The sequence below is a fragment of the Streptomyces sp. NPDC003456 genome, from assembly GCF_042878735.1.
GTDB lineage: Bacteria > Actinomycetota > Actinomycetes > Streptomycetales > Streptomycetaceae > Streptomyces.
Map to the genome: position 1 here is coordinate 16,509 of NZ_JBIAOK010000002.1, position 17,534 is coordinate 34,042.

General features: G+C 73.0%; 18 protein-coding genes. 10 read left to right on the top strand and 8 right to left on the bottom strand.

Annotated features, from left to right (window positions below; all coding sequences use genetic code 11):
* Positions 1 to 75: 75 nt before the first annotated feature.
* On the bottom strand, positions 76 to 879 hold the full coding sequence (modA, locus tag ACFYWG_RS05560; protein ID WP_389199502.1) for a molybdate ABC transporter substrate-binding protein: 804 nt from the start codon (positions 877 to 879) through the stop codon (positions 76 to 78).
* A 176-nt stretch (positions 880 to 1,055) separates the two neighbouring features.
* On the bottom strand, positions 1,056 to 1,454 hold the full coding sequence (locus ACFYWG_RS05565; RefSeq protein ID WP_376333838.1) for a molybdopterin-binding protein: 399 nt from the start codon (positions 1,452 to 1,454) through the stop codon (positions 1,056 to 1,058).
* A 233-nt stretch (positions 1,455 to 1,687) separates the two neighbouring features.
* On the opposite strand from ACFYWG_RS05565, the gene ACFYWG_RS05570 reads away from it, so the two are divergent.
* The 3 genes from ACFYWG_RS05570 (at position 1,688) to ACFYWG_RS05580 (ending at position 4,821) form a co-directional block, all read left to right on the top strand.
* Positions 1,688 to 2,980: an extracellular solute-binding protein gene (locus ACFYWG_RS05570; RefSeq protein WP_389199504.1), complete on the top strand. Its 1,293-nt coding sequence runs from the start codon at positions 1,688 to 1,690 to the stop codon at positions 2,978 to 2,980.
* A 6-nt stretch (positions 2,981 to 2,986) separates the two neighbouring features.
* Positions 2,987 to 3,985, top strand: coding sequence for a carbohydrate ABC transporter permease (locus ACFYWG_RS05575; RefSeq protein WP_383509367.1), 999 nt, complete (start codon positions 2,987 to 2,989; stop codon positions 3,983 to 3,985).
* A 71-nt stretch (positions 3,986 to 4,056) separates the two neighbouring features.
* Positions 4,057 to 4,821: a carbohydrate ABC transporter permease gene (locus ACFYWG_RS05580; protein WP_376333864.1), complete on the top strand. Its 765-nt coding sequence runs from the start codon at positions 4,057 to 4,059 to the stop codon at positions 4,819 to 4,821.
* A gap of 148 nt (positions 4,822 to 4,969) precedes the next feature.
* Here the strand turns inward: ACFYWG_RS05580 and ACFYWG_RS05585 are convergent, their stop codons facing one another.
* Together ACFYWG_RS05585 and ACFYWG_RS05590 are read right to left on the bottom strand one after the other, a co-directional pair.
* Positions 4,970 to 5,176 (bottom strand): DUF5999 family protein, encoded by a 207-nt coding sequence (locus ACFYWG_RS05585; protein ID WP_333937063.1) that lies wholly within the window; start codon positions 5,174 to 5,176, stop codon positions 4,970 to 4,972.
* Positions 5,177 to 5,591: 415 nt separating this feature from the next.
* Positions 5,592 to 6,176 carry a hypothetical protein gene (locus ACFYWG_RS05590; RefSeq protein ID WP_376333832.1) on the bottom strand — a complete coding sequence of 195 codons (585 nt, stop codon included), beginning with the start codon at positions 6,174 to 6,176 and terminating at the stop codon, positions 5,592 to 5,594.
* 557 nt (positions 6,177 to 6,733) lie between these two features.
* Between ACFYWG_RS05590 and ACFYWG_RS05595 the strand changes: the two genes are divergently transcribed.
* Positions 6,734 to 8,251 (top strand): glutamate--cysteine ligase, encoded by a 1,518-nt coding sequence (locus ACFYWG_RS05595; protein WP_389199508.1) that lies wholly within the window; start codon positions 6,734 to 6,736, stop codon positions 8,249 to 8,251.
* Positions 8,252 to 8,319: 68 nt separating this feature from the next.
* Complete coding sequence (locus ACFYWG_RS05600) at positions 8,320 to 9,120, top strand: CPBP family intramembrane glutamic endopeptidase (protein WP_376333829.1); 801 nt, start codon at positions 8,320 to 8,322, stop codon at positions 9,118 to 9,120.
* A gap of 51 nt (positions 9,121 to 9,171) precedes the next feature.
* Here ACFYWG_RS05600 and ACFYWG_RS05605 read toward each other — a convergent pair whose 3' ends face one another.
* The gene (locus ACFYWG_RS05605) at positions 9,172 to 9,990 is read right to left on the bottom strand and encodes a PhzF family phenazine biosynthesis protein (RefSeq protein WP_389199510.1); all 819 of its coding nucleotides are present in this window, start codon (positions 9,988 to 9,990) and stop codon (positions 9,172 to 9,174) included.
* A gap of 175 nt (positions 9,991 to 10,165) precedes the next feature.
* On the opposite strand from ACFYWG_RS05605, the gene ACFYWG_RS05610 reads away from it, so the two are divergent.
* From ACFYWG_RS05610 to ACFYWG_RS05625, 4 genes are all read left to right on the top strand, one after another.
* Positions 10,166 to 10,786, top strand: a complete 621-nt coding sequence (locus ACFYWG_RS05610; RefSeq protein ID WP_376333825.1) for a PadR family transcriptional regulator — start codon at positions 10,166 to 10,168, stop codon at positions 10,784 to 10,786.
* Positions 10,787 to 11,069: 283 nt separating this feature from the next.
* Positions 11,070 to 11,615, top strand: coding sequence for a Clp protease N-terminal domain-containing protein (locus ACFYWG_RS05615; protein WP_389199513.1), 546 nt, complete (start codon positions 11,070 to 11,072; stop codon positions 11,613 to 11,615).
* Positions 11,616 to 11,693: 78 nt separating this feature from the next.
* Entirely contained in the window at positions 11,694 to 12,698 is a 1,005-nt protein-coding gene (locus tag ACFYWG_RS05620) for a DMT family transporter (protein WP_376333821.1), read from the top strand.
* A 220-nt stretch (positions 12,699 to 12,918) separates the two neighbouring features.
* Positions 12,919 to 13,872 carry a DMT family transporter gene (locus ACFYWG_RS05625; RefSeq protein WP_389199515.1) on the top strand — a complete coding sequence of 318 codons (954 nt, stop codon included), beginning with the start codon at positions 12,919 to 12,921 and terminating at the stop codon, positions 13,870 to 13,872.
* Between the two features lie 34 nt (positions 13,873 to 13,906).
* On the opposite strand, the gene ACFYWG_RS05630 is transcribed toward ACFYWG_RS05625, so the two are convergent.
* Positions 13,907 to 14,539: an FMN-binding negative transcriptional regulator gene (locus ACFYWG_RS05630; protein ID WP_385421586.1), complete on the bottom strand. Its 633-nt coding sequence runs from the start codon at positions 14,537 to 14,539 to the stop codon at positions 13,907 to 13,909.
* A complete protein-coding gene (locus tag ACFYWG_RS05635) occupies positions 14,539 to 15,222 on the bottom strand; it encodes a pyridoxamine 5'-phosphate oxidase family protein (protein WP_389199517.1) in 684 nt (227 codons plus the stop codon). Before ACFYWG_RS05635 ends, ACFYWG_RS05630 begins: the two co-directional genes overlap by 1 nt.
* 35 nt (positions 15,223 to 15,257) lie before the next feature.
* Here ACFYWG_RS05635 and ACFYWG_RS05640 point away from each other — a divergent pair, with 35 nt between their 5' ends.
* Positions 15,258 to 16,589: an aminotransferase class I/II-fold pyridoxal phosphate-dependent enzyme gene (locus tag ACFYWG_RS05640; protein WP_389199519.1), complete on the top strand. Its 1,332-nt coding sequence runs from the start codon at positions 15,258 to 15,260 to the stop codon at positions 16,587 to 16,589.
* On the opposite strand, the gene ACFYWG_RS05645 is transcribed toward ACFYWG_RS05640, so the two are convergent.
* Entirely contained in the window at positions 16,580 to 17,527 is a 948-nt protein-coding gene (locus ACFYWG_RS05645; RefSeq protein WP_389199521.1) for a DMT family transporter, read from the bottom strand. The two genes, ACFYWG_RS05640 and ACFYWG_RS05645, sit on opposite strands and share 10 nt — an antisense overlap.
* Between the last annotated feature and the right edge of the window lie 7 nt (positions 17,528 to 17,534).

Consider the following 17,534-nt stretch of genomic DNA (forward strand, 5'->3'; position numbering starts at 1 on the left):
GGCCGCGCGGGCTCCCGCGGCGCGGACGGTCGCGGTGCGGACGGTCGCGGTGCGGACGGCTCTTCCGCGTGTCGGTCACGGCTTGAGGAACCCGGCCCCGGAGAGCACCTTCCGGCCTTCGGCGGAGCGCACCAGGGCGATGAAGGCCTTCGCGGTCTCGGGGTTGCGGGCCTGCTCGAGGAGGGCGATCGGGTAGTCGTTGACGGCGTCGGCCGACTCCGGGAAGTCCACGCCGTCCACCTTGTCACCTGCCGCGCGCACATCGGTGCGGTAGACGACGGCCGCGTCGGCCTCCTTCAGCTCGACCTTCGTCAGGGCGCTCTTGACGTCCTGTTCGTAGGAGACGGGCGTGACCTCCAGGCCGGCCGCCTTCAGGGCCTTCCGGGCCGCCGCACCGCACGGGACCGCCTCATCGCACAGGACGACCTTGAGGCCGGGCTCGGCGAGATCCTTCAGGGAGGTGATCCCGTCGGGGTTGCCGGGCAGGGTGGCGATCTGCAGCCGGTTGCGGACGAAGACCGCGGGGGTTCCCGCCGCCGCCTTCCGGTCCGTCACGAGCGCCATGGTCGTGGGGCTGGCGGCCGCGAAGACGTCGGCCGGGGCGCCGCTGTTGATGCCGGCGGCGAGGCTGTCGCTGCCGCCGAAGCTGAAGGTGATCTCGGTGCCCGGGTGCTGCTTCTCGAACGCCGCGCCGAGCTTCTCGAAGCTCTCCTGGAGGGAGGCGGCGGCGAACACGGTGACCGTGCCCGACAGTTCGGAGGAGGAGCCCTTGTCCGGAGCCGGGTCCCCGGAGGAGCAGGCGCTCAGAGCCAGCAGCGCCGCCACGGCCCCGCCTGCGACCCGGAGCCTGCGGCGGGCGCGGTGCACGGAACTCGTCATCTCGGGGCCACTCCCTCTGTCCGCCGGGGAAGAGCCCGCGGGCCCTTCCGATACGCCGATCATACTGACGCATCTGCGAGGCGGACGTCTCTCGTCGCATCGCATGAGCCAGGCGAACGAGGCCTGTAGGTGTGTATGTGCGGCAGGAGGAGGGGCGGGGTCGGGACGGGAGGGGTTCACGTCCTGTCGATGTGCACGTTCGTCGACTTCACACGGGCCGTGGCCTCCATGCCGACCTCCAGGCCGAGTTCCTCCACGGCCTCCCGGGTGAGCAGGGAGACCAGCCGGTGCGGGCCGGCCTGGATGTCCACCTGTGCGGCGACGTCGCCGAGCTTGATGGCGGTGACGATGCCGGGAAAGGCGTTGCGGGCCGAGGTGTAGGGGGCGCCGTCGTCCTCGGGGGTGGCGGACCTGGCGAGTTCGACCGAGAAGGCGGCCAGGTCCCGGCCGTCGACGAGCCGCCGGCCCGTCTCGTCCCGGTGAGTGGTGATGCGGCCCGCGTCCGCCCAGCGCCGGGCGGTGTCCGGGCTCACGCCGAGCAGCCGTGCTGCCTGGCCGATCGTGTACGACTGCATGGCCGTCACATTAGTGCGCCCCGGGCGGCGCGCTCGGTGACGCTGCGCGGCCGCCCACCAGGGAGCCGCCGTAACGTTCGGCTCCCGACTCGAATGTTTCGTGCACCCCAACGTCCGTGCGCCGTCTGAAGATTCACCGCGTACGAGGGGTTGTCACCGTTTGGCCGCTGTCTCTAGGGTGCGGCATCAACGCAGCTTTCTGGAACTCAATCGAAACTTTCGAGGAGCTCATGATGGGCGACCCGGCACTGTCCCGCCGCGGCTTCCTGGCGGCCTCCGCCGCGGCCGGGCTGGGAGCGACGGCACTGACCGCGTGCGGCGGGGACTCGGACGGAGGGGCGTCCGGGACGACCACCATCGAGTGGTGGAACATCTCCACCACCCAGCCCGCCAAGAGCGTCTGGGCCGCGCTCGCCAGGAAGTACGAGGCACAGAACCCCAAGGTCAAAATCAAGATCGTCCAGCTCGAGAACGACGCCTACAAGTCGAAGATGACGGCCCTGACGGCGTCCGGGAAGCTGCCCGACATCTTCCACACCTGGGGCGGCGGCGTGCTGAAGCAGCAGGTCGACGCCGGGCTCGTCGAGGACCTCACGGACCGCACCAAGCCGTGGAGCGAGGGCCTCCTCCCGGTCGCCAAGGAGCCGTACCTGATCGACGACAAGGTCTACGGCATCCCGTTCGACATCGGCATGATCGGCTTCTGGTACAACAAGGCCCACTTCGCCGAGGCCGGCATCGATCAGCCCCCCACCACCTGGGACGCCTTCCTCGACGCCGTGCGCAAGCTGAAGGACGCGAAGATCACGCCCCTGGCGCTGGCCGGCAAGGAGAAGTGGCCCGGCATGTACTACTGGGCCTACCTGGCGATGCGCACCGCCGGCGCCGACGCACTGCAGAAGGCCTACGAGGCCAAGGACTTCACCGGTACCCCGTTCGTCGAGGCGGGCGAGCACCTGGACGAGCTCGTCGGACTCCAGCCGTTCCAGAGGGGGTTCCTCGGCGCCGCCTACTCCACGCCCACCGGACAGGCCGCCACGGTCGGCAACGGCAAGGCGGCCATGGAGCTGATGGGCCAGTGGGCGCCCACCGTGCAGGCCGACGCGGGCAAGGGCCTCGGCAAGGACCTCGGCTTCTTCCCGTTCCCCGCGGTCGACGGCGGCAAGGGCTCCATCACCGAGGTGTTCGGCGGGGGCGGCGGACACGCCCTGCGCCGGGGCGCCCCGCAGGAGGCCGTCGACTTCCTGGAGTTCTTCGCCTCCGAGGCCACCGACCTCGAACTGGTCGAGAAGACCGGTGTGCTGCCCGTCGTCCCGGCCGCCGAGAAGGCCATCGCCGACCCCAACATCAAGGCCGTACAGGCGCAGCTCAAGGCGGCCACCGGCTTCCAGCTCTACCTCGACCAGGCCTACGCGCCCGCCGTCGGCCAGGAGGTCAACGACAGCGTCGCCGCCCTCATCGCCGGCTCCAAGTCGCCCGGCCAGGTCGCCCAGTCCATCACCAGGACCGCGAAGGAAGAGCAGTAGCCGGCGATGACCTCCACGTTCCTGCCGGACGAGCGGACCGGCCCCGGCCTCGGCGCCCCGCCCCCGCCCGCGCCGCGGACCCGGAGCCGGGCCCGGCGCCGCACCCTGCACTGGCTCACCGCCACGGGCTTCCAGCTGCCCGCCCTGGTGCTGTTCCTCGGGCTCGTGCTGCTGCCGATGCTCTTCGCCCTGTACGCCGCGTTCTTCCGCTGGGGCGGCTTCGGCATGCCCACCGACCACGTCGGCGGGGAGAACTTCACCCGGCTCTTCCAGGACGACGTCTTCCTCGGCGACCTGTGGCGCTGCCTCGTCCTGGTGGTGCTGACGCTCGTGGTCCAGCTGCCGTTCGCCCTGGCCATGGCCGTCCTGCTCAACCAGCGCATGCGCGGCCGGGCGGTCTACCGGATGCTGTTCTTCGCCCCGTACGTCCTGTCCGAGGCGATCACCGGCATCCTCTTCGGCATGATCTTCGCCCCGGACGACGGCTTCGCCGACCAGGTCCTCGGGCGGATCGGGCTGGACGGGCTGGGCGGGCAGTGGTTCGCCGACCAGTCCACCGTGATGGCGACCCTCTTCCTGGTCATGACGTGGAAGTACTTCGGCTTCCACATGATGCTCTGCCTGGCCGGACTGCAGGCCGTCCCCCGGGAGCTGACCGAGGCGGCGCTCATCGACGGGGCCGGCCCCTGGCAGCGCTTCCGCAACGTCACCCTGCCGCTGCTCGCACCCACCCTGCGCATCAGCGTGTTCCTGGCGGTCATCGGCTCCATCCAGCTGTTCGACCTGGTGTGGGTCACCACCGCGGGCGGACCCGACCACCACTCCGAGACCATGGCCGTGACGATGTTCCAGTACGGCTTCAAGCGCTACCAGGTCGGCTACGCCAGCGCGATCAGCGTGGCCATGTTCGCCATCAGTCTCGTCTTCGCCCTCGCCTACCAGCGGTTCGTGCTCCGGCGCGACCTGGAAGGGGCCACCACGACCATGCGAGGTGACGGAAAGTGACCAGGCGTCAGGCGGTCCGCAAGGGCCGCACCCTCCCGCTGCACCTCGTCCTGGTCGTCGTCGGCGCGGTGATGGTCGTCCCCCTGCTCTACGCCGGACTGTCCGGGTTCAAGACCACGGACGAGCTGTCCCGCAACCCGGTCGGCCTGCCCGAGTCCTGGGTGGCCTCCAACTACACCCAGATCCTCGGCTCGGGGGACTTCTGGCGGCTGATCGGCAACAGCACCCTGATCGCGGTGGGCACGACCGTGCTGGTCGTGGCCGTGTCCGCGCTGTCGGCCTTCTCCTTCGCGCGGTTCGCCTTCCGCGGCCGGGAGGCGCTGTTCACGCTGTTCACGATGGGGTTGATGTTCCCGTTCGCGGTGGCGGCCCTGCCGCTGTTCCTGCTGCTGCGCTCCCTGGGCCTGCTGGACAACCCGCTCGGCGTGATCCTCCCGCAGGCGGCCTTCGGGCTGCCGATGACGATCATCATCCTGCGGGGCTTCTTCCGGCAGATCCCCGGGGAACTGGAGGAGGCCGCCACGCTCGACGGGTGCAGCTCCTTCGGCTTCTTCTGGCGGGTGCTGCTGCCCATGGCCCGGCCCGCACTCGGCACGGTCTCCGTCCTGGCCGTCGTGACCAGCTGGAACAACTTCTTCCTGCCGCTGCTGGTGTTCACCGAGTCGACGTGGTGGACACTGCCCATCGGCGTCCAGCAGTTCCAGGGCCAGTACTCGGCTGAGTACGCCAAGGTCTTCGCCTACCTGGTGCTGGCCATGCTCCCCGCGCTCGCCTTCTACTCCGTCGCCGAGCGCCAGCTCGTCGGCGGCCTGACCGCCGGCGCCACCAAGGGCTGACGCCCGCACTGCGGCAGGCGCCGCAGACGCCGCGTCGCGGGTGGTGACGGGCGGTGACGAGGGCCGGACACGCGTCGGGCCGGTGCGTGGGACGTTCCGCGCACCGGCCCCTCGTCTCCGGGCGGGGCGCAGCCCCGCCCGGCGGCCCTCAGGCGGCCGTCACCACCTGGCTGCCCGCCATGGGGCGGTGCGGGGCGATGACCCGGCCGTCCGGCAGCAGTTCACCGGTGTCCTCGAAGAGCACCACGCCGTTGCACAGCAGGCTCCATCCCTGCTCCGGGTGGTGCGCCACGAGGCGGGCGGATTCCCGGTCGGCGGAGTCGGCTGACGGGCACGGTGTCTGGTGCTGGCACATGGGTGGGATCTTTCGCTCTGTCGTGATGGACGTGGTGACCGAGTCGACAGGCTCGGCCGTCGCTTCTGTTCCGCGGCTGGAGATGTCGTCCATGGCCGCCCCCCGTCGGTTTGTTCGTCGGAACCCAGTGTTGCCCCACGGGCGTCGATCCGCAGGGATTTCGCAGCACCGCCTCTCACAGCTTCCAGACGCATCACCCGCGCGGACGGTTCATCCCAACTGGGCTGTCCCTTCGGGTGGTTCGGCGTGGCCTGAAGGGGCTAGTCCGGTCGGGCCGCCGACGCCGAGCGGCTCGTACGAGCCTCGGTCCGCTCGTCGGAGCGCGCCCGCGGCGGTCGAGGGGTGGGGGGGACGGCCGTACCCCGCCGCCGGAACTCCGGCGACGGGGTACGGGAGGGTCGGTCCGCGGCGATCCTCAGGCGGGCGAGCCGAGCAGGCGGGTCGGCGTGGCCCGGTGGGTCAGCACCGGGAGGAGTTCGTCGACGCGGTGCGGGCGGTGGGCCGCGATGCCGGGAGGCGCGGGGGCCAGGGGGACGAGGAGGTCGGTGGCCGCCGGGTGGCCGTCGGCACCGTCCGCCGCGCAGTCCTCGTGCAGCCACAGCGTGAGCATGTACAGGCCGGGTACCGACAGCAGGCGGGGCTGGTAGGGGTGCGGCAGCACCTCGGCCTGGCGCAGGGCGAGCTCGGTGGAGGTGATGTAGGGGCCCTCGAAGAAGTGCGAGAAGGTCCAGCCGTCCGGCGTCAGCATGGTGTCCGCCGCGGCCACGGCGTGCTCGCCGCAGCGGATCAGGAACCGCCACCCGGCCAGCCTGGTCGCGGACACGCCCTCGGCGGTGACCCGGTCCAGCACGTGCACGGGCAGCGGGAGCTCGGGTGTGCCGGGCACCTGGCTGCGGAGCAGGGAGGGAGTTCGCGCTTCTCGGACCGCGGTGGGCGAGGAGAGCGCAGCCAGGACGGAACGCAGTGCGGGCGCGGGAGCCGGCGGGACATGCAGCGGCATGGTGGGTCGCCTCTCATTCAAAGGCACGGTGGCGCGAGGGCGGGGGCGGACGGCGCTGTCAGCTCACGAAAGGTCAGAAGGGCAGGGCCGGGGTCAGGAGAAACGAAGAGAGGGGGGTGGGGTCCGTCGAACGTCGCCTCGACGGCAGAACCCATCGACCGTGGGCGCCAACCTTCTGCCTTGTTCGCGAAGTTTATACGACACGGGTTCAGGCTGTGTTTCGCCTAGCCGTTTCCGGTGAGTAGAACAAGGGTACTTTCGGTCGGCGATACGCGAGATTAATCCCGATTTCACACGGGGGTGCACGGCGGTGACCTCGGAACATGCCCGCGCAGCGGTCGGCCCATTCTCGTCGGCGTTTTTCACGAGTTCGCCGGAGCCGAATGCCGTCGTGCACGTCATGCCGGGTGAATGTGCCACCGGTCACATGTGACCAGCGTAGCGGTCACCGGGTCCGCCCGGGACGTTATCGATCGCTTTCGCTGGGCATCCTCCACCTGACCGGGACCCCGGCGGCCGGATCTCGGCCCGCACATCATCCGAGGAGGGACGCTTCAATGGGGGAGAAGGTCGTGGCAGGCCGGTTCGACCTGTCCGATCGCCAGCGCTACCGCGACAAGCTGCGTCAGTGTCTGACCAGCCTGGAGCGACTCCTGGCGGAGAAGCGGTTCGACCGTCCCAAGAACCTCATGGGGCTGGAGATCGAACTGAATCTGGCGGGTGCCGACGGCATGCCGAAAATGTTGAACAAGCAAGTCCTCGAACGCATCGCGAGCCGTGACTTCCAAACCGAGCTCGCCATGTTCAACCTGGAAGTCAACATCCCTCCGCACCGTATCGACGGCCGGGTATTCGACCGGCTCGCGGAGGAACTCCGTACGTCACTGGCATATGCGGACCGGAAAGCGGCCGAGGTCGACGCGGGGATCGTGATGATCGGCATTCTGCCGACGCTCGACCGTGACGACCTGGTCTCGTCGAACCTCTCCGACGTCGATCGCTACACCCTCCTCAACGACCAGATCGTGGCCGCCCGCGGCGAGGAGTTCACCCTCGACATCGAGGGCGTGGAGCATCTGCGGTGCACCTCCAAGTCGATCGCGCCCGAGGCCGCCTGCACCTCCGTGCAGCTGCACCTGCAGGTGACCCCGGCCCGGTTCGCCGACGTGTGGAACGCGGCCCAGGCGGTCGCCGCCGCGCAGATCGCCGTCGGCGCCAACTCGCCCTTCCTGTTCGGCCGGGAGCTGTGGCGCGAGTCGCGGCCCCCGCTGTTCACCCAGTCCACCGACACCCGCCCGCCCGAGCTCCAGGCCCAGGGCGTCCGCCCGCGCACCTGGTTCGGCGAGCGCTGGATCTCCTCCGCGTACGACCTCTTCGAGGAGAACCTGCGCTACTACCCGGCGCTGCTGCCGATCTGCGACGACGAGGACCCGCTGGAGGTGCTCGACCGGGGCGGCGCCCCCTCGCTCGCCGAACTCGTGCTGCACAACGGCACGATCTACCGCTGGAACCGCCCCGTGTACGAGGTCGCCGACGGCGTGCCGCATCTGCGGGTGGAGAACCGCGTGCTGCCCGCCGGGCCGACCGTCGTGGACATCGTCGCCAACGCGGCGTTCTACTACGGCGTCGTCCGGGCCCTCGCCGAGGAGAGCCGGCCGGTGTGGACCCGGCTGACGTTCGAGGCGGCCGCCGCCAACTTCGACGCCGCCTGCAAGGACGGCATCGACGCCCGCTTCACCTGGCCCCGGCGCGGCCGTCACGGCGGCACCACGCAGGTCGACGCGGTGAGCCTGATCCGCGACGAACTGCTCCCGCTCGCCGAGGCGGGCCTGGACGCCTGGGGCGTCGAACCGGCCGACCGCGACCTGTACCTGGGCGTGATCGAGGAGCGCTGCCGGCGCCGGGCGAACGGCGCGACCTGGCAGGCCGCGACCTTCCACCACGCCCTGGACGCGGGCCTCGGCCGGGAGGAGGCCCTGGCCGCCACCACCCGTCGCTACCGCGAGCTGATGTACAAGGGCGACCCGGTGCACAGCTGGCCCGTGGGGCTGCCCGCACCCGTGTCGCTGGGCTGAGGGCGACCGCCGCGCCGCACCCCGCAGCCGCCATACTGATCCGACAGGTCGGTGAAGTGGAGGCGGGTGTGCAGGCGGAGGCGAGCCCGGTGGGCGATTCCCTACCCCGGCAGGGACTCTCGCGGCGGATGCTGCGCAGCGAGACACTGCTCGTCCTCGCGCTGTCGCTCGGCGCGAGCGCGGTCTCCGCGCTGATCAGTTTCGTCGGGTCGGTCACCAGGCCGGGAGGGCTCAAGGACCAGGCGGCCACCATGAACGCCTCGGCCGCGCCCGGCCGTCCCTGGCTCGACCTGGCCTGGCAGCTGTTCGGGATCACCACGGCGCTGGTGCCCGTCGCGCTCGTCGCGCACTTCCTGCTGCGCGAGGGCGCGAGCCTGCGCACCCTCGGGTTCGACCGCACCCGCCCGTGGCCCGACCTCGGGCGCGGGGCGGCGATCGCCGCGGTCGTCGGCAGCACCGGCATCGCCTTCTACCTGGCGGCCCGCGGCTTCGGCTTCAACCTCACCGTCGTCCCCGAGGCGCTGCCCGACGTGTGGTGGAAGTACCCGGTCCTGATCCTCTCGGCGATCCAGAACGCCGTGCTGGAGGAAGTGATCGTCGTCGGTTACCTGCTGCGCCGCCTGGGCCAGCTGGGCTGGACGCCCACGGCCGCGCTGGTGGGCAGTTCGGTGCTGCGCGGTTCGTACCACCTGTACCAGGGCATCGGCGGCTTCGTCGGGAACATGGTCATGGGCGTCCTCTTCGTCCACCTGTACCGCCGCTGGGGCCGGGTCGGGCCTCTGGTGGTGGCCCACTCGCTGCTCGACATCGGGGCGTTCGTCGGGTACGGGCTGCTGGCGGGCAAGGTGGGCTGGCTGCCGACGGCGTGACCGGCGGGCGGGGCAGGGGCCTACGGCACGGCCGTACGCCCCCGCGCTGTCTCAGCCCAGCAGCTCGCCGTCGACGACCGTGACCGAGCTGCCGGTGAGCAGGGTGCGGTCACCGCGCAGTTCCGTCCGGACGCGCCCTGAGCGGGGCGAGGCCTGCAGGCCCGTGAGGGCGGGGCGGCCGAGCCGCGCGGACCAGAACGGGGCCAGCGCGGTGTGGGCGCTTCCCGTCACCGGGTCCTCGTCGATGCCGACGTTCGGGAAGAAGCAGCGCGAGACGAAGTCGTAGCCCCGGGACGGGTCCTCGGCGCGTGCCGTGGCGATGACGCCGCGCTCGGAGCGGGCGGCGAGGGCCGGCCGGTCGGGGCTGAGGCCGTGGACCGTCTTCTCGTCGGCGACCTCGACCAGCAGGTCGCCGACGTTCGGGCCGGTGTCGAGGACCGTGAGCGGTTCGGTGCCCAGGGCGGCGGCGAGGCCGGCGGGCGGGTCGGTGGGGGTGAGGGGCGCGGTCGGGAAGTCCAGCGTCACGGAGCCGTCCGGGGCGGGCGTGGCGACGAGGACGCCGCTGCGGGTGGCGAAGCGGACCGGGCCCACGTGGGCGCCGGTGGTGCGCAGGACGTGGGCCGTGGCCAGGGTGGCGTGCCCGCACAGGGCCACCTCGGTGGCCGGGGTGAACCAGCGCAGGGCCCAGTCCGCTTCCCCGCCCGGCGGGAGCGGGTGGGCGAACGCCGTCTCGGCGTGGTTGACCTCCAGTGCGACGTTCCGCAGCCAGGTGTCGTCCGGGAAGGCGTCGGCGTCGTGCAGCAGGAGCACTCCGGCGGGGTTCCCGGAGAAGGGGCGATCGGTGAAGGCGTCGACGATTCGGATCCGCATGCCCCGACGCTAGGGCCTCGCCGGGACTGCGGGCCAAGGCCAATGCGCGACGCGCGGACCGCTCGTGCGGATCGCGGACCCGTGCGCGCCGCTGAGCCAGGGCCTTGTCGCTCGACATGTTCCGATATATCGTTGAGACATCGCGACAGATCAACGATGGAATGGAGTGGTGGCGATGCACACCCATGGTTTCGAGCACGGACACGGTGGACCGCGGCACGGCCGGGGCGGTTTCGAAGGGCTGCGCGCGGCCTTCGGTCCCTTCGGCCCGGGAGGCCCCGGCTGGGGCGGGCCCGGCGGCCCGGGCTTCGGTCCCGGCCCCTGGGGCGGACGCGGACGCGGCGGGCCCCGCGGGAGGGCGCGGCGCGGAGACGTGCGGGCCTCGATCCTGGCCCTGCTGAAGGACCGGCCGATGCACGGCTACGAGATGATCCAGGAGATCGCCGAGCGCAGCGGCGGGGCGTGGAAGCCCAGTCCCGGCTCGGTCTACCCCACCCTTCAGCTGCTGGAGGACGAGGGTCTGATCATCAGTGAGTCCGAGGGCGGCAAGAAGCTGTTCTCGCTCACCGAGGCCGGCCGGGAGGCCGCCGCCGAGGGGCCCGAGGCGCCCTGGGAGGAAGCCTCCCGCGGGGTCGACTGGGAAGCCCTCGGCGAGATCCGCCAGGCCGGGTTCGGTCTGATGGAGGCGTTCGGGCAGGTCTGGAAGACCGGCAGCAAGGAACAGCGGGAGAAGGCGCTCGGCGTCATCAACGACGCGCGCAAGAAGCTGTACCTGATCCTCGCCGACGAGGACTGAGGCCGGGCCGGCGGCCGGCGCGGGTCCGGGCCGGCCGACGGCAGGCGCCCCCGGAGCGGTCCGGGGGCGCCTTCGTATGTGCGCCGGCGGGCCGGCACCGGCCGGGCCGCTCCCGCTCTTGCTCTCGGCAGCGAGGCGGCCGCGTCCTTCCGGGAGGTGAGGGGTGTCCGCCTGATGTCCTCCCCGAGGAGGAGATTTCGGCCGGCCGGTCCCCTTCCCGTGGGACGCGCAGATGGTTCCCGCCGAGGATGACCCGGGCGGGCGGGGCTGATGGGGTGGAGTGGTGCACCCCCGAATCCCCAGGCAGGCGTCCCAGGAGCCCGGCCCTCAGCGGGCCGACAACGATGCCAGGCTGGATGACGCCCTGGCGCCGGTCGTCGCAGGCGCCCGCCGCCGAGCGGTCCGGGACGGGGACCGGCAGGTCGACACGGCCCATCTGCTGCACTCCCTGCTGGAATCCGACCCCAACGTGCGGGCCGCCTTCAGTGAGGGGCCGCGGATCGCGCGGCTGCTCGGCTATCTCGTCCAGCGCAGCATCGGCTACGGGCTGCGCTGGCAGGGCCGGGTCGAGGACTCGGGCGCCGTTCCCGCGGTGCCGGGGGCGGCGGGCTTCTCGCCGCTCGCCTCCGCGTCCATGGACGACGCCCTGGAACGCGCCGCCGCGCGGGGTGAAGGGGTCCGGGGCACGGACCTGCTCGCCGCGATCCTGGCCGATCCGCGGGCACGCGCGGTCGAGGTGGTCCGGCGGGCCGGGATCGACCCGCGCGAGGTCCGCCCGCTGATCGCCGACCGGCCGGGCGCCCCGGGGGAGTGCGAGACCGGTCGCTGAGCGGGCCGGCGTGCCGGCCGTCCACGCTGTGAGACAGGTGTCATAGGGGGTGACGGTCCTGTCAGGGCCTGTCATCATGTGCCGGTGCGTACGACTGACAGCAGCGCGAGCGGGCGCGGCAGGGGAGTGGGGCTCGGCCTCGCGCTCGGGTCCGCGGTGGCCTTCGGCGGATCCGGTGTCGCGGCCAAGCCGCTGATCGAGGCGGGCCTGGACCCGCTCCACGTGGTGTGGCTGCGGGTCGCCGGGGCGGCCCTGGTGATGCTGCCGCTCGCCGTGCGGCACCGGGCGCTGCTGCGCCGGCGCCCCGGGCTGCTCGCCGGGTTCGGGCTGCTGGCCGTGGCCGGCGTGCAGGCCTGCTACTTCGCGGCGCTGTCCCGGATCCCCGTCGGGGTCGCGCTGCTCGTCGAGTACCTGGCGCCCGCGCTCGTGCTGGGCTGGGTGCGCTTCGTGCAGCGGCGGCCCGTCACCCGCGCCGCCGCGGTCGGGGTCGTGCTCGCGGTCGGCGGACTCGCCTGCGTCGTCGAAGTGTGGTCGGGCCTCGGTTTCGACGCCCTGGGCCTGCTGCTCGCCCTCGGTGCCGCCTGCTGCCAGGTCGGCTACTTCGTCCTGTCCGACCAGGGCAGCGACGCCGGCGACGAGGCGCCCGACCCGCTCGGCGTCATCGCCTACGGGCTGCTGGTCGGCGCGGCCGTCCTCACCGTGGTCGCCCGGCCCTGGACCATGGACTGGTCGGTGCTCACGGGCACCGCGCGCATGGACGGCACACCCGTCGCCGCGCTCCTGCTGCTGGGGTGGATCGTCCTGATCGCCACGGTGGTCGCCTACGTCACCGGCGTGGTCTCCGTACGGCGGCTCTCGCCGCAGGTCGCCGGGGTGGTGGCCTGCCTGGAGGCGGTCATCGCCACCGTGCTGGCTTGGGTGCTGCTGGGCGAGCACCTGTCGCCGCCCCAGATCGCCGGTGGCGTGATCGTGCTGGTGGGCGCGTTCATCGCGCAGTCCTCCACGCCCGCGAAGGGGGCGGAGCAGCCGGTGGCGAGCGGCGGCCCGGAAAGGGAATTGTCCCGGCGCGGGAGCAGCGCCTAAGGTGGCGATCATGCCGTCCGACGCACTCGTTCTCCCGCCTCCGGCCGCCTGAGGCGGGCCCTCCGGCCACCGCGCCCGGCGCTTCTCGCCGCCGCGCGAACGGTGCTGCCCGCAGACGAAGTCCGCTGACCCCGCTGGTCACACCGGGGTCCCTTCCGAACTTCCGCGCACCGCCGCCCTCCCGTGTGACGGCGTGCCGTGCGCGCTGCGGAGAGAACACGTGTCGAACACCGCTACCGGCCTGCCCGTGGGGCGAGGCCTCCTCTACCTGATCGTCGCCGGTGCCGCCTGGGGCACCGCGGGCGCGGCGGCCTCCCTGGTCTACCGGGCCAGTGACATGGGGCCCGTCGCCCTCTCCTTCTGGCGCTGCGCCGCCGGACTCGCCGTGCTGCTCGCGGTCCGGGCGCTGCGGCCCCGCACCGGAGCGGCGCCCGTCCGCGAACCGCTCGGCCGGAGGATCGCGCGGGCCGGCGTCACCGGGCTCGGGCTCGCCGTCTTCCAGACGGCCTACTTCGCCGCCGTCTCCGCCACCGGCCTGGCCGTGGCCACCGTGGTCACCCTCGGTGCCGGGCCCGTCCTCATCGCCCTCGGGGCACGCGTGACCCTCGCCGAACGGCTCGGCCGCGGCGGCACCGCCGCCGTGGCGGGCGCCCTCACGGGCCTCGGGGTGCTCGTCCTGGGCGGCGGCGGCACGACCGTACGCCCCTGGGGCGTGCTGCTGGCGCTGCTGTCGGCGGCCGGGTACAGCGCGATGACCCTGCTCACCCGCCGGTGGGGCCGCGACGGGAGTGCCGACTCCTCCCGGACGACCGTCGGGGCGTTCGCCGTCACGAGCCTGTGCCTGCTGCCCTTCGCCCTGATGGAAGGGCTGGTGCCGCACACCGGGGCGCCGGGCCGGCTGCTGCTCCTGCTGGCGTACGTCGCCGTCGTGCCGACGGCCCTCGCCTACGGCCTGTACTTCGCGGGCGCGGCAGTCGTACGGTCCGCCACCGTCTCGGTGATCATGCTGCTGGAGCCCGTGAGCGCCGCGGCGCTGGCCGTCCTGCTGCTCGGGGAGCACCTCACCGCGCCGACGGTGGCCGGGACCCTGCTGATGCTCGGATCGGTCACCGGCCTGGCGGTCGCGGAGGCGCGCGCCGCCCGCCCGGCCGAGGAGCCCGTGCCGCTCGGGTGAGCCACCGGGAGCCCCGGGGCGCCCGCTCCGGGGCTCAGGTCCCCTGCCTGCGCAGGAGGTGCTCCCGCGCCCGGGCGTCGCCCGGGCCGCCGCGGGACGCGAGGCCCGCGGCGATCCGTTCCCGCACCTCGGCCTGCTTGCGGCCCGCGTACTTGAACTTCGCCCGCACGTCCGTCACCTCCAGCCGCAGCGCCCGGATGCCGGCCAGCATCCGGCCGTACGGTTCCTCGCCGGCCGCCGCCCGGGCCGAGACGCCCCGGGGCTGGAAGTGGTCGACCTGGCGGTTGAGCAGTGCGGCCTTCTCCGCCGGGTCGTCCACGACATGGGCGCGGCACCGGAGCTGGACGGCCGCGTAGAGGCTCGTGGGAACGCCGTGCTCGGACGGGACGTCCGGGGCGGCCTGCCAGGGCCCGGGGACGTACGCGTAGTCGTCGACCACGCTCAGCAGGACGTCGGGGCGGGCCTCGAGGGCCGGCCAGAGCGGGTTCGGCCGGGCGAAATGGGTGACGACCTCGCGGCGCCCGGAGTCGTAGGCGAAGTGCAGGGGCTGCACGTACGGGGGCTCGCCGTCGGGGCCGTTGACGGCGAGCTGCCCGAAGTCGTGCGCGGCCAGCCAGCGCTGCCACTCGGAGTCGTCACGGGGCGCGTCCCAGGGGTGGATCAGCATCACAGGGCCCCGAGGTAGCCGGGCAGCGCGGTGCCGGGGGCGAGGTCCGGGTCGGGGACCGGTGTGCCGTAGGTGCGGCGGACCGGCACGACGCCGGCCCAGTGGGGGAGGGCCAGGTCCTCCGGCTCGTCGTTCACCCCGCCCGTGCGCAGCTTGGCGGAGACCTCGTCGAGGTCCAGGCGGATCACCGCCGTGGCGGCCAGCTCCTTCCTGTTCGCCGGGCGGGAGTCGGCGGAGCGGCCGGCGACCACGTGGTCGACCAGGGCGTCCAGCGCCTCGCGCTTCTCCTGCGGGTCCGTCACGTCGTGCGCGACGCCGTGCACCACCACCGAGCGGTAGTTGATCGAGTGGTGGAAGGCCGAACGCGCCAGGACCAGGCCGTCGACGTGGGTGACCGTCACGCACACCGGCAGGCCCGGTTCCGTCCGCCCGGCCGCCCGCAGCGGCCGCGATCCCGTGGAGCCGTGCACGTAGAGCCGCTCGCCGACCCGGGCGTACAGCGTCGGCAGGACGACCGGCGCACCGTCGCGGACGAATCCCAGGTGGCAGACGTAGGCCTCGTCGAGTATCGCGTGCACCAGCTCCCTGTCGTAGGAGGCCCGCTCGGCGGAGCGGGTGGGGACCGTGCGGTCCGTCGGGGTGTAGGCGGTGTCGGGTCGCGGCGTCTGCGTGGGCCCCTGCATGGCGCTCTCCATTGCACTAGTGCATACTTGGCTTTGTGCTAGGAGAGTATCGGATCAGTGGACGCCGCGCAGCGGACATTTCCGCGAGCATCGAGCGGGCGGTGGGCGAGGGCAAGCTCAACCCGGGTGAACTCCTCCCACCCATGCGGGAGTTGGCGCAGCAGCTCGGGGTGAACCCCAACACGGTCGCGGCCGCGTACCGGACCCTGCGCGAACGCGGGGTCATCGAGACCGCGGGCCGGCGCGGCAGCCGGGTGCGCCCGGCACCGGCCACGACCGGCCGCGACCACATCCGGGTCGAGGTTCCCGAGGGGGTGCGGGACGTGGCCGGCGGCAACCCGGATCCGGCGCTGCTGCCGCCGCTCGCCGGGGCCGTCGCGGCGGCGGCCGCCGAAGGCGACCGGGAGCCCGTGCTGTACGGGGACGACCTGGTGGACCCCCGGCTGGCCCATGCCGGGCGCGCGGGACTCGACACCGACGGGGTGCCGGACGGGCCGCTCGCCGTGGTCTCCGGTGCGCTCGACGGGGTGGAGCGGGTGCTGGCGGCCCACCTCAAGCCGGGTGACACGGTCGCCGTCGAGGACCCCGGCTGGGGCCGCATCCTCGACCTCGTCCCGGCCCTCGGCCTGCGGACCGCCCCCGTGGGCGTCGACGACGACGGCCCGCGCCCGCAGGACGTGCGCCGGGCCCTCGCCGACGGCGCGCGCGCCCTGATCGTCACGGACCGGGCGCAGAACCCGACCGGCGCCGCGGTGAGCGCCGCACGCGCGCGTGCCCTGCGGGCGGTCCTGCGCGAGCACCCGGACGTGCTCCTGATCGAGGACGACCACGGCCACGGCATCGTCGACCTGCCCCTGCACCCCCTGGCCGGTGCCACCCGGCACTGGGCGTTCGTCCGCTCGGCCGCCAAGGCCTACGGCCCCGATCTGCGCCTCGCCCTGCTGACCGGTGACAGCGTGACCCTGGACCGGGTCCGCGGCCGGCAGCGGCTCGGGCCGGGCTGGGTGAGCCTGCTGCTGCAGCGGGCCCTGGTACGGCTGTGGGCCGACGGGGCCGTGGACACGGCCGCGGTGGCGGCGGCGTACGGGCGGCGGCGCGGTGCGCTGATCGAGGCGCTGGCGCGGCGCGGTGTCGCGGCGCACGGCCGCAGCGGCATGAACGTGTGGGTGCCCGTACCGGACGAGACGGGGGCCGTCGCCCGGCTGCTGCACGCCGGCTGGGCCGTGTCCCCCGGAGCCCGTTTCCGGCTGACCGCTCCGCCCGGGATCCGCGTCACCGTCTCGGCGCTCACCGAGGACGACACGCAGGCTCTGGCCGACGCCATCGCCTCCGCGCTCGGTCCCGCCCGGGCGCGCGGCTACGTCTGAGGTCGGGGCTTGGGACGCACCTGGGTCAGCGCCGCCCCCACCAGCACGATCACCGCACCCACCGGTGTCGACCAGCTCAGCGACTCGCCCAGGACGGCGACGCCGGCGGCCGTGGCGATGACCGGGATGAAGTACGTGACCATCTGCGCCGTCGTCGGGCCGACCTCGGCCACCAGGCCGTACTGCAGCAGGACGGCCAGACCGGTCCCCAGCGCGCCCAGGGCGGCGACGGCCAGCAGCGGCACGACGGGCAGGCCGTCGGGCAGGGTCGTGAACAGCGGGGTCACGACCGCCAGTTGCACCGTGGCCAGGAGCAGCTGGGCGCCGGTCATCGACAGGTGCGAACGGCCGGTGCCCGCCAGGGTGCGGCGGACGTAGATCCAGCCCACCGGGTAGCTCAGCGAGCCCAGCAGGGCCAGTGCCGTGCCGGTGGCGTCCAGCCCGTGGAAGCCCTGCCAGGCACCCAGCACGGTGAGCACGCCCAGGAAGCCGAGGCCGAGCCCCGCCACCCGGACCCGGGTCGGGCGGTCCTCCGACAGGGCGACCAGCGACAGGACCATGCCCCACAACGGCGAGGTCGCGTTGCAGATGCCCGCCAGGGTCGAGGGGATGGTCAGCTCGGCGTACGCGAACAAGGAGAACGGCAGGGCGTTCAGCAGGAACGCGGCGACCGCCAGATGCCCCCAGGTGCGCACCCCGCGCGGCAGCCGCTCACGCCGCACCGCCATCGCCGCGGCCAGCACCGCCGTACCGAACACCAGCCGCCCGAACGTCACCTGGAACGGGGCGAAGCCGCCGGTGCCCACCTTGATGAGCAGGAAGCTGAAGCCCCAGATCAACGACAGGGCGGCGAAGCGCAGGCGCCAGTCGAGGCGGGGCCGGGCGGGCCGGGGGGCCGGGGTCGCGGCGACCCGGCCGGTGCTGGTCACGGTGGTCATGACCGTC